Origin of the sequence: Flavobacterium sp. NPDC079362 (assembly GCF_050267765.1) — a bacterium.
Taxonomy (GTDB): Bacteria; Bacteroidota; Bacteroidia; order Flavobacteriales; family Flavobacteriaceae; genus Flavobacterium; species Flavobacterium azizsancarii.
The window spans coordinates 1-14,657 of record NZ_JBNNFM010000025.1 but is presented as its reverse complement, the minus strand read 5'-3'; the positions used below and the strand labels follow the sequence as shown (position 1 = coordinate 14,657).

15 protein-coding genes are annotated in these 14,657 nt (G+C 33.3%); 9 read left to right on the top strand and 6 right to left on the bottom strand.

Annotation, left to right across the window (positions count from 1 at the left end):
• Nucleotides 1–188: 188 nt before the first annotated feature.
• The 5 genes from ACQKCJ_RS18320 to ACQKCJ_RS18300 all read right to left on the bottom strand — a co-directional run bounded on the left by ACQKCJ_RS18320 (nucleotide 189) and on the right by ACQKCJ_RS18300 (nucleotide 4,328).
• A complete protein-coding gene (locus tag ACQKCJ_RS18320; RefSeq protein ID WP_427402621.1) occupies nucleotides 189–686 on the bottom strand; it encodes a nuclear transport factor 2 family protein in 498 nt (165 codons plus the stop codon).
• A gap of 2 nt (nucleotides 687–688) precedes the next feature.
• Nucleotides 689–2,197 (bottom strand): serine hydrolase, encoded by a 1,509-nt coding sequence (locus ACQKCJ_RS18315; protein ID WP_427402620.1) that lies wholly within the window; start codon nucleotides 2,195–2,197, stop codon nucleotides 689–691.
• A 77-nt stretch (nucleotides 2,198–2,274) separates the two neighbouring features.
• Entirely contained in the window at nucleotides 2,275–3,081 is an 807-nt protein-coding gene (locus ACQKCJ_RS18310) for a helix-turn-helix domain-containing protein (RefSeq protein WP_427402619.1), read from the bottom strand.
• A 31-nt stretch (nucleotides 3,082–3,112) separates the two neighbouring features.
• Nucleotides 3,113–3,667: an HD domain-containing protein gene (locus tag ACQKCJ_RS18305; protein ID WP_427402618.1), complete on the bottom strand. Its 555-nt coding sequence runs from the start codon at nucleotides 3,665–3,667 to the stop codon at nucleotides 3,113–3,115.
• 67 nt (nucleotides 3,668–3,734) lie between these two features.
• The gene (locus ACQKCJ_RS18300; RefSeq protein ID WP_427402617.1) at nucleotides 3,735–4,328 is read right to left on the bottom strand and encodes a GNAT family N-acetyltransferase; all 594 of its coding nucleotides are present in this window, start codon (nucleotides 4,326–4,328) and stop codon (nucleotides 3,735–3,737) included.
• A gap of 402 nt (nucleotides 4,329–4,730) precedes the next feature.
• Between ACQKCJ_RS18300 and ACQKCJ_RS18295 the strand changes: the two genes are divergently transcribed.
• Nucleotides 4,731–6,074 (top strand): FAD-dependent oxidoreductase, encoded by a 1,344-nt coding sequence (locus ACQKCJ_RS18295; RefSeq protein ID WP_427402616.1) that lies wholly within the window; start codon nucleotides 4,731–4,733, stop codon nucleotides 6,072–6,074.
• Between the two features lie 84 nt (nucleotides 6,075–6,158).
• Here ACQKCJ_RS18295 and ACQKCJ_RS18290 read toward each other — a convergent pair whose 3' ends face one another.
• Nucleotides 6,159–7,676 carry a helicase HerA-like domain-containing protein gene (locus ACQKCJ_RS18290; RefSeq protein ID WP_427402615.1) on the bottom strand — a complete coding sequence of 506 codons (1,518 nt, stop codon included), beginning with the start codon at nucleotides 7,674–7,676 and terminating at the stop codon, nucleotides 6,159–6,161.
• 379 nt (nucleotides 7,677–8,055) lie between these two features.
• Here ACQKCJ_RS18290 and ACQKCJ_RS18285 point away from each other — a divergent pair, with 379 nt between their 5' ends.
• The 8 genes from ACQKCJ_RS18285 to ACQKCJ_RS18250 all read left to right on the top strand — a co-directional run bounded on the left by ACQKCJ_RS18285 (nucleotide 8,056) and on the right by ACQKCJ_RS18250 (nucleotide 14,554).
• Nucleotides 8,056–8,880, top strand: a complete 825-nt coding sequence (locus ACQKCJ_RS18285; RefSeq protein ID WP_072964391.1) for a MotA/TolQ/ExbB proton channel family protein — start codon at nucleotides 8,056–8,058, stop codon at nucleotides 8,878–8,880.
• A 56-nt stretch (nucleotides 8,881–8,936) separates the two neighbouring features.
• On the top strand, nucleotides 8,937–9,563 hold the full coding sequence (locus ACQKCJ_RS18280; RefSeq protein ID WP_271338254.1) for an ExbD/TolR family protein: 627 nt from the start codon (nucleotides 8,937–8,939) through the stop codon (nucleotides 9,561–9,563).
• A 20-nt stretch (nucleotides 9,564–9,583) separates the two neighbouring features.
• Nucleotides 9,584–10,141 carry an ExbD/TolR family protein gene (locus ACQKCJ_RS18275; protein WP_271338253.1) on the top strand — a complete coding sequence of 186 codons (558 nt, stop codon included), beginning with the start codon at nucleotides 9,584–9,586 and terminating at the stop codon, nucleotides 10,139–10,141.
• Nucleotides 10,142–10,177: 36 nt separating this feature from the next.
• Nucleotides 10,178–10,978 (top strand): energy transducer TonB, encoded by an 801-nt coding sequence (locus ACQKCJ_RS18270; protein WP_271338252.1) that lies wholly within the window; start codon nucleotides 10,178–10,180, stop codon nucleotides 10,976–10,978.
• Nucleotides 10,978–11,208, top strand: a complete 231-nt coding sequence (locus ACQKCJ_RS18265) for a hypothetical protein (protein ID WP_026983456.1) — start codon at nucleotides 10,978–10,980, stop codon at nucleotides 11,206–11,208. The genes ACQKCJ_RS18270 and ACQKCJ_RS18265 overlap by 1 nt, the downstream gene beginning before the upstream one ends.
• A 2-nt stretch (nucleotides 11,209–11,210) precedes the next feature.
• Nucleotides 11,211–12,134: a PstS family phosphate ABC transporter substrate-binding protein gene (locus ACQKCJ_RS18260; RefSeq protein ID WP_271338269.1), complete on the top strand. Its 924-nt coding sequence runs from the start codon at nucleotides 11,211–11,213 to the stop codon at nucleotides 12,132–12,134.
• 17 nt (nucleotides 12,135–12,151) lie between these two features.
• Entirely contained in the window at nucleotides 12,152–13,819 is a 1,668-nt protein-coding gene (locus tag ACQKCJ_RS18255; RefSeq protein WP_427402614.1) for a tetratricopeptide repeat protein, read from the top strand.
• Between the two features lie 102 nt (nucleotides 13,820–13,921).
• Nucleotides 13,922–14,554, top strand: a complete 633-nt coding sequence (locus ACQKCJ_RS18250; RefSeq protein WP_271338250.1) for a 7-carboxy-7-deazaguanine synthase QueE — start codon at nucleotides 13,922–13,924, stop codon at nucleotides 14,552–14,554.
• The last annotated feature ends 103 nt before the right edge of the window (nucleotides 14,555–14,657 follow it).

Sequence of the window (14,657 nt, the reverse complement as noted above, 5' to 3'; positions counted from 1 at the left end):
GATTTTTGATTTGATGATTGAAACTCTTTAAATGCATGAAAGTTAAATCTCTAAGGAACTAGAGATTTAACTTTCTATTTTATCGTGTCCTATTTTAATAGACGACTAAACTTCAATTAAGTTTCAATATCAGGCAATTTTTTTTCATTTTACTATAAAAAAGGTATTTTAGGATAAAAGCATATTCGCTATTTTTTGATAGGTCTATGCTCGTAACTCACAATTCGTTTCAATTTCCAATCATTATCTTTTCGTTCCCAGATATGAATAAATCTGCCTGTTCCTTCCGGTTTTCCGTTAATATAAAAAGTATGTTCTCCTATTTGTACAGCACCAAAATCTCCTAGTTTATCAATCGTGCAAGACGTTAATTTTCGGGTTAATTTTTCTGGTCTGTCACATTTTGCAAGAAGAGATTTTATTTCATTTGGTTTAGAAGTGCTTAATCCAGAACGGTCGTCGTAAAATTCGACATCATCGGCTATTATTTTCTTAAAGAGCGAAACATCACATTGATTAAAAGCAACATCAAAAAGTAAACTGTCCATTTTGATGATTTCAGTTTTTAAAAGATCCATTTTTAAAACTTCATTATTACTTTGTGCTGCTACCTGTCTGCTTAAAAACAGCATAAATAGAACTATTATATTGATCATGGGTGGCATAGTATTCTTGTTAGTATTCATGTCTATTTCGTTTCAATTTCAATTATTTTTTTTCCATTTTCTCCCAAATAGTGATTTACTATTTTTTCATACACTTTATAACCATCGTCAACATTGGTAAAAATAATCAGACCTTGTTTTGTTTTTGGCAGCAATAAAACGATAGTCTGAACACCTTTGTCTGCTCCGCCATGTGATAAAGCGTAATCGTTGTTTCCTAAATCATAGATCTCGAAACCCAATCCAAAATATTTATTCTTTTTGGTTTCTACCTGATGCGATGTCATATCATCAAAAACTTTCTTGCTTAATCCGTCGCTATTCATGACGCTGCATAAAAAAGTGCCATAATCTCCAATTGTAGTTAATAAATCGTCAGCAGCATTTGCTGTTTTATTCCTGGTTGGTTCGTATGCAATGCCTTTATTGTCATAATTAGTAGCATATCTTGAAACATCAGTTATGTCATTCCATATAAACTTAGTATCAGACATTTTTAAAGGTTTCAAAATCAATTCATCTGCTAACTGATCTAGTTTTTTATGGAATTTTTTTTCCAGCGCTTTTCTCAAATATTCGAATCCTTCACCTGAATATTGATATTTTGTTCCCGGTTTAAATTTAAAGTCCAATTTACCCGATTCGTTCATGTAGCGCCAATTTGGGAAACCTGTTTGATGGCTTAAAATAATTCTCGTTGTTAATAGCTTTGTATTAGGATCATTTGCAATATCCGGATCTGTCCAGTATTTATAAAGTGGTTCGTCTAAATCCCACTTTCCTAAACTTGCCAGTTTCAAAGCAACCATTGCCGTTACAGGTTTTGTCAATGAAGCCACATTCCATATTGTGTTATATGGTGCTGTAAAGCCTTTTTTGAGTTCGCCAAATACTTTTATTTGCTGAAGTTTTCCATTATTGATTATACCAATTCCCAGAGTGGGAACATTATTTTGCTTTAACCATTTTTCAATTTCAGGATCATTATCAAAGATACTTGATTTAGTTCCCACAGTATTGACATCCTGGTGATCGTAACTTAAGGATCTTCTTAATTTCCAAACTCCATTTTCCAGTATCCAGAGGTGAGTGAATCTTGCGGTACTTCCAAATTTGTCTTTTTGACCAGGTGAAGGTTCAAAAAACTGATGAATTCCTATTTGCAATGCGCCATACAGAACGCCATTTTTGGCTAACGGATAAATTTCTGTACTGCCTTCAACTAAATCTCTTCTGGCTTGATACGTTTTGGTCGAACTGCATAAACCTTTTCTAATATTTTTTAGAAATAAAGCTTTGTCCTGAATGCTGTCTTTGTCATGATAGAATTCAAAATTGTTGCTAAGTAAGTTTTCGAATTGTGAGACGTCGCAAGTATTAAAGCCAACTTTAAAAAGAAGACTGTCTCTTGACATGATTGTTTTGTAAAGCTTCGAGTTTTTTTCTTCCTGAGAAAATCCAATATGGAATTGGAAGAGCAGTATTCCAACTAAAATTGTTTTTAGCTGAAAAAATGATTTGTTGATTTTCATTTTGATTGATTTGATTGATTGATGATTTTGCAATATTAATGCAATCAAATGTAATAAAATTGTACAAATGCGAAATGTTATCTTTTTTTAGAAAGAAAATAAGAATCAGAATTGAACATTTTGGGAGTTGTTTTGGTTACATCTTTGAACTTTTTGATGAAATGCGATTGATCAAAATACTTATTATAAAGTGCAACATCAGTCAGTTTTAATTTTTCTAAATCAGAATTTACCATTTGATCAACCGCCTTTCTGAATTTCAGGATTTGAATGTAATTTTTAATCGTAAGTCCGGTCGCAGTTTTGAATTTAATTTGAAGCGATCTTTGCGAAGCATTTAGATTTTTTCCTATTTCTGAAACCGTAATTTCTTCATTTTGAAATTTTATGATTTCACAGATTTTTTCAACTGCATTTTTGTTGAGATTTGCAGCACTTAATTCTTCAAAATAGGAATTAGTTGTATTTAATAATATTGAAATATCACTACTTAAACCAGTTTCGATTTTAGTTTGAAAAGGTAATTCGGCAACATCAATTTTGACAATAGAATCTGTAAAACCGCTCAAATCATAACGAGGAAACATCGAAAGTGTCCACGCGTGCAATTGTATGATTGTAACTTTAGTTTTTGGCTGAATATTGACCAAAACTTTATTGGTCATTTGCGAACAAAAGTAAAACCCTTCGTTCATTTCATATTTGCTTTTACTGGTGTGAACCTCAATAGCGTTTCCGCTTACAATCGCCAGATTAAAACAACCGTTTGGTAAAACAAGTTTATTTTCGATCAGGCTCTCGCCAATGCTGTTATCGAGACACCAAATTTTATTGACAAACCGCTCGCAATTTTTACTTACATAATGTTCTGAGTATAGGTTCATTTTGTGGTATTGTATTGGTTTGTTTTTGAAATTATGCCGTCGTGTCGCAGTATTTTGAATAATTTTGAATTCTTTCTGAAAGTCGTTTTTCTAAATATTCATTCGCACCTTTTAATGTCTCTAATATTTGTAAAGCTTCTTTTTGATATGCTTTTATTTTTTCCAAGTTCCAATGTTCAGGCGGAACCTGCAAATTAGTTATCCTATCAGCTAATTTTACAGACCAAACTTCTTTTGATAATTTTTTAATTCGGGTCAAACTATCAGCCATTCTTTCTTCCTTGGGTATTGTAGCGTTTTTTGTTAAGGCTAAAACTGCTTGAGCAATTTCTTCATCAAATTCTTCGGTGAGTTCTTCAAATGTAGTTTTTGTATCTTCAATAATATCATGAAGCAAGGCAACCTGAATTGCAAAGGCTTTGTTAAACCCCTTTGTTTCTTGCGAAGCAAATATAATTTCCATTGTTACATTACTCAAATGAACAACATATGGCAAATTAGTTCCGGGAATTACTTGATTTTGATCTGCATGTTTTTTAGCAGCAAATTTTATAGTTTTTTGGTAAATAGCTTGTAATTCCATCATTGATATAATAGTTTTTTAGAATAAGCTAAAATACCACTTTTTTCTATGAAAAAGTTTTTCTGAGTTTTTAAATAAAATCAGAAAAATATTTCTCTTTAGTATTTTTCCATTCCTCTAAAATGACACTATAATAAACATCATCTTTGCTTTTTCCTGTGGCATCAACATAATTATTCCTAAAAATGCCTTCTTTTATAGCACCTAGTTTTTCAATAGCTCTTTGAGATTTTTTATTCTCAAGATCAGCGCTAAATTGTATTCTTTTAAACTGAATATTTTCGAAACCAAAATTCAGTAATTCATATTTGCAGGCTTTGTTTAAACCTGTTCCCTGAAAATCTTTTCCGTACCAGGTCCAGCCAATTTCGCATTTTTGACTTGCGTGATTCAGGTATCCGTAACGTGTACTTCCGGCAACTTTGTCTGTTGCTTTGTCTATTATTAAAAACGGATAACAGATTCCGTCTGCTTTTTGTTTCAAGGTATTTTGAATATAATTTTCGAAATCAGAATCATTTCTTACATACATTCCCATGTATTTCCAGATCTCATCATCAAAAATAATTTCTTTGAGCTCGATGTTTCTTTCATTTTCGAATGGAAGTAATAGTACTTTTTCGTTTTCTAAAATGATATCAGATTGTAATAGTTCGCTTTTCATTTTTGTTCTATGAGTTAGCCACAAAGGCGCAAAGTTTTTTACGCAGATTTTGCAGATTTTTTTTAATCTTAATGTTCTGTGGCTTTGTGTAAAACTTTGTGCTTTTGCGTCTTTGTGAGATTATTTCTTTTAGCGAAAGTAATTCATTTTGAATTTCTAATAAATCATTAAAACTGGAATTTTGTTATGAAAAAGGTTTGCATGAGGGATAGGAACGGTATCTCCCGATTTAGAAAAACAAGGCTTTTTAGCCGTAGTTTTTCTAAATCGGGAATATAGTGGATAGCCCGACCCGCTTTTTTCGGCGGGTCATGCCCATATAAATCATAAATATTTACTTTATTTTTAAGCTCTTGTATAATTATTACTTATTTTTACGATCTTATATTTAGATTTTTCTTGATGCAAACTCCACTAAAAATTGCAATTGTCGGTTCTGGATTAGTAGGATCACTATTGGCAATTTATCTCAAAAAAGCAGGTCATGTCGTTCATGTTTATGATCGAAGCCCTGATATTCGCAAAATTAATTTTTCGGGTCGTTCTATAAATTTGGCCATGTCTAATCGAGGTTGGAAAGCTCTTGATGGCGTTGGTGTTGGCGAATCTGTTCGTGAAATCGCAATCCCAATGGACAAACGCGCCATTCATTTAGTCGATAAACTGAATTTTCAGAATTACGGACAAGAAGGTGAGTCGATTTATTCGATTTCAAGAGGAACACTAAACCGAAAAATGATTGATCTAGCCGAACAAGCCGGAACTGAATTTTATTTCGACCAAAAAATCTGGGATGTTACACTAAGCGATGCAACTTTGCATATTGGTGAAACCGAAAGAGGAGAGTGGGAAGAGAAAAAGTATGATATGGTTTTTGGTGCCGATGGCGCTTTCTCTAGAATCAGACACAGAATGCAACGTCAGAGTATGTTTAATTATTCGCAGGAATTTTTGAATATGGGCTATAAGGAATTGAATATTCCTGCAAATGCTGATGCAACTCATAAACTGGATAAAAATTCATTTCACATTTGGCCACGTGGTAAATACATGTTAATTGCATTGCCTAATTTAGATGGTAGTTTTACGTGTACTTTGTTTATGCCTTTTGAAGGAGAGAATTCGTTCGAATCATTAACAGATCGTAAAATGGTAGAAGATTTCTTTGAGAAAAATTTCCCCGATTCGATCGAAGTGATTCCAAAACTCGCAGAGGATTTCTTTAAAAATCCAACAAGTACTTTGGTTACCATGAAGTGTTTTCCGTGGACATACGAAGATAAAATCGCTTTAATTGGAGATGCCTGTCATGCTATTGTCCCGTTTTACGGACAAGGAATGAATGCCGGTTTTGAAGATATTACGGTCCTGAACGAAATGATCGAAAAATATGGAGACGACTGGAAGAAAATTTTCTCTGAATATGAAATCTCTCGTAAGCCAAATGCGGATGCTATTGCAGAACTTTCATACCGAAATTTCATGGAAATGAGTACAAAAACGGCCGACGAGAAATTCTTGCTGCAAAAGAAAATCGAAAAAGCATTCTCTGATAAACATCCTGATAAATGGATTCCGCTTTATAGTCGTGTTACTTTCAGTGATCGCCCTTATGCCGAAGCGCTGGCTATTGGTGATTTTCAAAACGGAATTATGGAAGAGGTTTTAAGAACTGATGATATTGAAAATATCTGGAACTCTCCAGAAATTGAAAATAAAATCCTGGAGTTATTGCAAAACGTATAATATATAAACCACATAAGTTATATAAGTTCATTTAATCCAAACACGAAGATTTTATGAACTTATATAATTTATATGGTGGAAAATTTACTTCTTAAATATTTTAGATAAAACGCCAAACACCCCTCTTATAAAAGTGGCACTTGTAACTACTTTCAAAACTGATTTTGTTACAACACTTGTTGTGCTTGGTTCAGATTTTGATGATCTCGTTGGTGCTTGTTGTTCTTTTTCTTCGCTGGCTTGCGCAGCATCAGCTATTTTTTTATTCAGGATTTCATAAGCACTCTCCCGGTCTACCTCCTCAATATATTTTTTTACGAGTTTCGATTTGCTGTTTATGGCTTCGATTTCATCAGAAGTCAGAACATCCATTCGGCTCATTGGTGCACGCATCATCGTTGCGACAAGCGGTGTAGGGATTCCCTTTTCGTTTAATGCCGTTACCAGCGCTTCGCCAATTCCTAAATTTGTCAATAATTCATCAGTTTTATAATACTGTGAAGTAGGATAATTATCAGCTGTTTTCTTAATCGCCTGACGGTCATTTGCAGTAAAAGCCCTTAAGGCGTGCTGGATTTTTAATCCCAATTGAGCCAGAACGCCGCTCGGCACATCCATAGGATTTTGAGTTACAAAATAAATACCAACGCCCTTAGAACGTATCAATTTTATAATAGTTTCAATCTGATCTAAAAGAGCTTTGCTCGCTTCGTTGAAAATTAAGTGGGCCTCATCAATAAATATAACCAATTCAGGTTGTGAAACGTCTCCTTTTTCGGGCATTTTCTGATAGATTTCAGCTAATAAACTCAACATAAAAGTAGAGAATAATTTAGGCTTATCCTGAATATCCGTTAATCGAATGATATTTACATATCCTTTTCCGTTTTCATCGATTCGCATTAAATCATCAATTTCAAAAGATAATTCCCCAAAAAATATATCACCGCCCTGCTGTTCCAATTCTATTATTTTTCTCAAAATAGTACCCGTTGTCGCAGTCGAAATTTTACCATAACTGGCAGAGATTTCTTCTTTACCTTCTTCAGTAATATAATTGATAACCTTCTTAATGTCTTTTAAATCTAATAAAGGCATTTGGTTATCATCGCAATATTTAAAAATAACAGAAACAACACCGGCCTGAGTGTCGTTTAAATCTAAAATTCTGGAAAATAAAACAGGACCAAATTCAGAAACTGTCGCCCTTAATCGAACGCCATTTTGTTTAGAAAGAGACATTAGTTCAACAGGAAAAGAGGCAACATTATAAGGGATATTTATTTTAGCCTGTCGCTCCGTAATAAACGCTTCGTGTTTTCCTTCTTTGGCAATTCCGCTAAAATCCCCTTTTATGTCCATCATCAAAACAGGGATTCCTGCATTCGATAGTTGTTCAGAAAAAACCTGAATCGTTTTTGTTTTTCCAGTTCCGGTTGCTCCGGCTATAAGTCCGTGCCGATTTAACGTTTTTAATGGGATTTTGACATGGACTTCTGCGATTGGTTCTCCATCAAGAATGGCTCCTCCCAGAATTATATTATCACCTTTAGATAGGTAGCCATTGTTCATATCCTGAATGAAATTATCCTTTTTATTCATGTTTTATTTGTAATTTAGATGATTATAAGAGTATTGCTTGGTTTTTTAACATTTTGAGTTCGTTATTTTTAGTAAGAAAAAGCTATTTTTGATTGAAAATTATATAAAAAATAATTTCGCAACTTTTTAAGAAGATATCAAAGGAATGTTTGAATATTTACTAAAACGTTGTAATTTTCCCATTAATCGCCCTATTTTTTGTTTTATCTAAAAAATGATGCTAGCAATTTAATGAGATATTTTTTAAATTGACGTTAAATTTGCTTCAATTAAATTAAAAAAAGTTTTTTTATTTAAACTAAACGTATAAATTTGCTCCTCTACAAGTTAAATATAACTAAAAAATAAAAATTATTTAAAACTATTAAAATTAAAAAAAATGGCAAACGTTAAAGTTAAAAAAGAAAGCACTTCAAATGGAGGAGGAATGATTACTGGAATCATTATTGTTGCATGTATTTTAGTTGGGGTGTTTATTTGGAAAGTAATTATGGGAGATGCTTCTAACTTCGAAGGAGGTAATCCAGAAACAGGTCACCCGATCAATACATTAGGTCAAGTATATAAAGGAGGTTTTATTGTACCGGTATTATTAGGTATGTTTTTAATGGTTGTTGTTTTTTCTATTGAAAGATTTATCGTTATTGGTAAAGCTGCTGGTAAAGCTAACTTAGATGCATTTATGAAAAGTGTACAAGGAAGTATTAAAGAAGGAAACATTGAAGCTGCAATTGCTGCATGTGACAAACAACAAGGTTCAGTTGCAAATGCAATTAAATCTGCTTTGGTAAAATACCAAGATGTTAAAAAAGAAGGTTTCAACAGTGAAGAAGCTGCAGAAGTAATCCACAAAGAAATCGAAGAGGCAACTTCATTAGAAATGCCAATGTTAGAAAAAAACATGACTATTATCTCTTCTTTAGTATCATTAGGAACTTTAGGTGGATTATTAGGAACTGTATCAGGTATGATTAAAGCGTTTGGTGCATTAGCTTCTGCTGGAACTCCAGACCAGGCTGCACTTGCAACAGGTATTTCTGAGGCACTTATCAACACTGCAACAGGTATCTCTACTTCAATCTTAGCGATCGTTTCTTATAACTTCTTTACAGCTAAAATTGATGATTTAACTTACTCTATCGATGAGGCTGGTGTTACTATCGTAAACACTTACAGAAGATTCAGAGGAAGTTTGAAACAATAATTAATTTTTGATTAGTATTAATTATAATTAATTATATCAAAATAAAATAAAAGATAATGGCTAAAATAAAAATGAAAAAAAAGTCAACATCGACAGATATGACTGCCATGTGCGATGTTGCGTTCCTTTTGCTTACGTTCTTTATTTTGACCGCTACTGCTAAAGTGCCAGAAGCACTTCCTGTAGATATGCCTTCTTCTGTTGCTCAGACTAAATTACCTGATACGGATTTAGCAATCATTACAATAGGAAAAGGTGCAGATGGGAAAAGCAAAGTGTTTTTCGACATTAAAGGAAGAGAGATTCGTAAAAGAACTCTTGAAGGAATGGGAGCAAAATACGGTGTTACTTTTTCAGAAGATGATAAAACTAAATTTGCATTAATGGATGACTTCGGTGTTCCATTGGCAAATTTGAAACAAATCATCGACATGAAAGCGGCTGATAGAACAAAAGCAAACCAACCTGGAGTGCCAATAGATTCATTAGACAATCAATTAAAAGACTGGCTTTTGATCTCAAGAAGAGCTGCGATTGATATTGATGATAAAGAATTGAAAATTGCAATAAAAGGTGATGCTAAAGAAGAGTATCCACAAATCAAAAAGATCATGGATATTTTGCAAGATCAAAAAATCAATTCCTTTAACTTAGTTACAGGTATGAGAGGAAAAGACTTTTAATTTAAAAAATATACACTAAAATGGCTGAATTAAATACCGGCGACGGTGGAGGCGGAAAAGGTGGTAAAGTAAGAAGTAAAAAGCAGAATTCTAAAGTCGATTTGACGGCAATGGTGGATTTAGCATTCTTATTGATCACATTCTTTATGTTAACCACATCGTTGTCAAAACCTCAATCGATGGATTTGTCTCTGCCTGATAAAGATCCTAATGAGAAAGATAATAAGGATACAAAAGTAGATGAGAATCGTACAATGACAGTAATGCTTGGCGAGGACAATAAAATGGTTTATTATATGGGATTGCTTGCAACTCCAAAAGTTGGACCAAAAGAGATCGCCTATGGTAAAGACGGAATTCGTAGAGAATTATTAACTCAGAAAAAAGCAGTTTTAGCTTATTCTGCATCTTTAGGGAAACCTAAAAATGGGATTATAGTTATTATCAAGCCAACTAAAAAATCAAATTACCGTAATTTGGTTGATATTTTGGATGAGATGGCGATTTCAGGAGTAGAGACTTATGCTATTGTTCCTGAGTTTACTCCGGAAGAGACGAAATTGATAGATAAAAAATAAGAGCAATCTTGTTTTAATCCTTAATAATCAAGAAAAATGAAATTAGATATAATTAAAAATCAGTGGCTTGATATCGTATTCGAAGGGCGTAATAAGATATATGGTGCATATGAGTTAAGAAAAGCGAACCGTAGTACGACCGTAAAGGCACTTATCATTGGTTCAGTTATTTTTAGTCTTGCTGTTGCTGCCCCTCTTATTGCAAGTTTGTTACCGGATTCTGAAGAAGAGGTAGTGAATAATGATATTAAAATTGCGACAGTAAAAATTGCTCCTAAAAAGGAGGAAATTAAGCCAAATCAACCACCACCACCACCACCACCACCAAAAGTGGATCAGGTGAAGTTTGTGAAGCCAGTGGTTGCCAAAGCAAATGAAATTACTGAAGACCCACCAAAAATTGTGGATCTTAAAGATAAAAAAGTAGGTAACGAAACTATCAAAGGAGATCCGGATGCAGTTTTAACTGTAGATGAGCCAGTTGGTAAAGGACCAGTTACTGAAATTATTCAGGAAGATAATAATGTTTATAATACTGCTGGTATCGAGGTAAAACCAGATTTCCCGGGTGGTATTGAAAAATTCTACAAATTCGTAGGAAACAATTATAAGACTCCTGAAGAGGAAGGTTTAAAAGGTAAAGTTTACGTTACTTTTGTAGTTGAAAAAGACGGTTCATTGACCGACATTAAAGTTTTAAGGGATATCGGTTACGGTACAGGGGCAGAAGCAATTCGTGTTCTTAAAAAATGTCCAAAATGGACTCCCGGCGAGCAAAATGGTAAAAAAGTTAGGGTACTTTATTCTCTTCCTATTACTATTCAATCTGCAGAATAATGTTAAAAGATATGCTTAATAATATTCAGAAGAAATCGCTCAAAGAGCGATTTCTTCTTGTTTTAGGAATACTGTTTTTTTTAATATATCTTGTACTCGGTTTAATGATTATGTTTTGGAAGAAGCTTCCTTTAGATATGGAACCGAAATACAGGTATGCTTTTGGTGGATTATTGATAGTGTATTCGGCAATTCGCTTTTTGAGATTAATTAATTCAAACGCAGAATAATGATGTTAAAATATAGTAAGGTTGTTGGTTTGGTTGTTTTTGTTTTTTTGTTTGCCATGTGCAACCAAAAAAGCAAAAATGAATCTGATAAAGAAACAATTTTAAAAGGATCAATGGATATTACTGTCGATGAAACAATTAAACCTATCGTTGATGATCAGGTCGCTGTTTTTGAAGGAACATATTATGGTTCAAAAATTACTGTTACACCCAAATCGGAATCTGAATTAATAAATGATTTATTAAATCAGAGAGCAAAAGTGGCTGTTACTGCCCGAAATCTTACAGAAGAGGAATTGGCAAGGTTCAAAAAAAGTAAAATTAATCCAAGAGTTACGCCCTTTGCAACAGATGCGATTGCTTTTATTTCGAACAAAGGCAATAATGATACATTAATTGCGTTGAAAACGGTAATTGATTTTATGCAGGGGAAAACGAATTCTCGATTTCAAGGACTTGTATTTGATAATCCAAATTCAAGTACGGTTCGTTATATGAAGGAATTGGCAAAAGTAAAAGATATTCCTGCCAAGGGTGTTTTTTCTTTTAAAACTAACGATGAAGTTATTAAATTCGTATCTGAAAATGATGGGATGATCGGAGTAGTTGGGGTTAATTGGCTTTCGCAGCCTTCGCCAAAGATGGCTGATGTTATTAAAAAAATCAATGTTTTGTCTGTAAAAGGCCTTAATGATGATAAATATTACAGCCCGACCCAAAATGATCTGGCTGAGATGAAATATCCTTTGGCACGTGATTTGTTTATTATAAATTGTCAGGGTTATACTGGTTTAGGAATGGGGTTCGCGTCATTTATATCTGGGGATATTGGACAGCGTATAATTTTGAAATCAGGATTATTGCCAATAAGGACTCCGGGAAGGAATCTTAAAATTAGAAATCAAATTATTAACGATAAAGAATAAATTAATTACAATTAAAGATGAATAAATTTAAAATTTTTAGTCTTGCCTTAGTTGCTTCAGTTTCTGTAGTAAAAGCGCAAGATATCAAAGAAGCTAAAAAAGCTATCGATGCTGAACAATTTCAAAAAGCAAAGTCTTTGCTTAAATCAATCATCAAAGCAAAACCTTCAGATGGAGAAGCTAATTTTGTTTTAGGTAATGTATATTTAAATCAATCTATTGTTGATTCTGCTAAAATTTATTACGCAAATGGATTGCAGGCGTCTGATAAGAAAAATCTAAATTATATTGGGTTAGGTCAGATAGATCTTGACAATAAAAATGCTGCTGCGGCTCAGGCCAATTTTGGTTTGGCTACAAAAGATATGAAGCGTAAAGATGTAGATGAGTTTATTTACATTGGTAGAGCTTATATCAACTCAACTAATCCTGATTATCCTGCTGCAATTGCTGTTTTAAAACGTGCTTTGGCATTAGATCCTCAAAATGCAACTGCTCTTTTAACAATTGGTGATGCTTATTATGGTTCAAATAATCAAAATGATGCCTATAAAGCATACCGTGATGCATTTACTGCTGATCCAACACTTTTGAGAGCAAAAATGCAATTAGGTGTTTTGTTAAAAGGAGCTAAGTCTTACGAAGAAGCAATTAAAGCTTTTAATGAAGTTATTGCAATAAATCCTAATTATGGCCCGGTTTACAGAGAATTGGCTGAAACATATTACAAATGGGGAAGAAATAAGTCTTCTACTGCTAAAGTTAATTTGCAAAACGCAATTACTAACTATGAGAAGTATTTAAGTCTTACAGATTACTCATTAGATTCTAAAATGCGTCACGCAGATTTCTTAATCCTGGTGAAAGATTATAAGACTCTAGAGACTGTAGCAAATAAAATGATTGCTGAAGATAAAGTTAACCCTAGAATTTACAGATATTTAGGATACGCTGCTTATGAAAATGGAAATGTTGATGTAGCGATTAAATCTATTGAGGATTTTATGAAAGTACCTTCAAATAAAGTAATTGGTAGAGATTATTTATATTTAGGTTTATCAAAAATAAAAAAAGGAACTAATGCAGAAGGTGTAGTAGATCAGGCTGCTTTTGATAGTGGTATTGCTGATGTTAAAAAAGCAATTGAGTTAGAGCCTTTAGTTGTTGAAGAACTTGCTGATTTAGGAAAAGCTTTGTTTGGTAAAAAACAATATGCAAACGCGGCTACTGTTTTTGAACTTGGGGCTAATAATAAAGAATCTAAAAATTATTTAGATGATAATGTTTATTATGGTATTTCACTTTATTATGCGAATGTAAATAAAACCAATGGTGCTGCTGATGCTGCTGCTTTAGCTAAAGCTGAAACTGCTTTTGACAGAGTTTTAGAAGCTTCTCCAACTTATGATGAGGCTTACTTATACAAAGGTAGAATCAACAATTTGTTAGAGAAAGATGATTTGATTATCAAAAACTACGAAGAGTACGTAACAAGAACTACTGCTAAGGGAGCTGAAGAATTGGCAAAACCTGCTACAGTTAAGAAATTAGTTGAGGCTTACAATAGTATTGGTGCTAGTTATGCTAATACAGATAAAGCTAAAGCCGTTGAGTATTTCAACAAAACTTTAGTTTTAGATCCTGCAAATGCTTATGCTGCACAATCTGTGAAAGCTTTAAAATAATATAAGATCTCTTATTAAATAGAAAACCGATAGTTCTTTTAGGGCTATCGGTTTTTTTTGTTCCGTATTTAATTGACTATCTTTGCACTTTAAAATATAATAATGTTATCAAAAGAAATACAATTAGAAGTAAATAAAGGAGCGATGTTGCCTTTGATGGAAGAATTTTACACTATTCAGGGAGAAGGATTTCATACAGGAACTGCTGCTTACTTTATCCGAATTGGTGGTTGCGATGTAGGGTGTCACTGGTGTGATGTGAAGGAAAGTTGGAATGCAGAATTACATCCGCCAACAAGTGTAGATTTAATTGTGAATAATGCCGCAAGTTCAGCAGATACTGTCGTGATAACAGGAGGTGAGCCTTTGACATGGGATATGAGCTTGTTGACTCAGGAATTAAAAAACAGAAATTTAAAAGTTCATATAGAAACTTCCGGAGCATATCCATTAACAGGTACGTGGGACTGGATTTGTCTTTCTCCGAAAAAGAATAAATTACCAACACAAACGGTGTATGATAATGCGCATGAGTTAAAAGTGATTATTTATAATAAGCATGATTTTATTTTTGCAGAAGAGCAGGCAGAGTTGGTAAATGGCAATGCGATTTTGTTTCTTCAGCCAGAATGGAGCAAAAAAGAGGAGATGACGCCCCTGATTGTAGATTATGTAATGAGTAATCCAAAGTGGAGAGTTTCGCTTCAGACTCATAAATATTTAAATATTCCTTAAGGATATAAAAAAAGAGGTTGTCTGAAAAGACGACCTCTTTCTTTTATTATACTAGTAGATTTACAGAGTGTTTCTTGAAAAATGTAAATTTGGGCTAAAATGG

Bases quoted from the DNA above. Each gene is read 5' to 3' on its own strand.
- ACQKCJ_RS18315 (WP_427402620.1), bottom strand. From the start codon at position 2,197: ATGAAAATCAACAAATCATTTTTTCAGCTAAAAACAATTTTAGTTGGA.
- ACQKCJ_RS18320 (WP_427402621.1), bottom strand. From the start codon at position 686: ATGAATACTAACAAGAATACTATGCCACCCATGATCAATATAATAGTT.
- ACQKCJ_RS18270 (WP_271338252.1), top strand. From the start codon at position 10,178: ATGAAATTAGATATAATTAAAAATCAGTGGCTTGATATCGTATTCGAA.
- ACQKCJ_RS18300 (WP_427402617.1), bottom strand. From the start codon at position 4,328: ATGAAAAGCGAACTATTACAATCTGATATCATTTTAGAAAACGAAAAA.
- ACQKCJ_RS18295 (WP_427402616.1), top strand. From the start codon at position 4,731: ATGCAAACTCCACTAAAAATTGCAATTGTCGGTTCTGGATTAGTAGGA.
- ACQKCJ_RS18250 (WP_271338250.1), top strand. From the start codon at position 13,922: ATGTTATCAAAAGAAATACAATTAGAAGTAAATAAAGGAGCGATGTTG.
- ACQKCJ_RS18255 (WP_427402614.1), top strand. From the start codon at position 12,152: ATGAATAAATTTAAAATTTTTAGTCTTGCCTTAGTTGCTTCAGTTTCT.
- ACQKCJ_RS18305 (WP_427402618.1), bottom strand. From the start codon at position 3,667: ATGATGGAATTACAAGCTATTTACCAAAAAACTATAAAATTTGCTGCT.
- ACQKCJ_RS18260 (WP_271338269.1), top strand. From the start codon at position 11,211: ATGTTAAAATATAGTAAGGTTGTTGGTTTGGTTGTTTTTGTTTTTTTG.
- ACQKCJ_RS18265 (WP_026983456.1), top strand. From the start codon at position 10,978: ATGTTAAAAGATATGCTTAATAATATTCAGAAGAAATCGCTCAAAGAG.
- ACQKCJ_RS18280 (WP_271338254.1), top strand. From the start codon at position 8,937: ATGGCTAAAATAAAAATGAAAAAAAAGTCAACATCGACAGATATGACT.
- ACQKCJ_RS18310 (WP_427402619.1), bottom strand. From the start codon at position 3,081: ATGAACCTATACTCAGAACATTATGTAAGTAAAAATTGCGAGCGGTTT.
- ACQKCJ_RS18285 (WP_072964391.1), top strand. From the start codon at position 8,056: ATGGCAAACGTTAAAGTTAAAAAAGAAAGCACTTCAAATGGAGGAGGA.
- ACQKCJ_RS18290 (WP_427402615.1), bottom strand. From the start codon at position 7,676: ATGAATAAAAAGGATAATTTCATTCAGGATATGAACAATGGCTACCTA.
- ACQKCJ_RS18275 (WP_271338253.1), top strand. From the start codon at position 9,584: ATGGCTGAATTAAATACCGGCGACGGTGGAGGCGGAAAAGGTGGTAAA.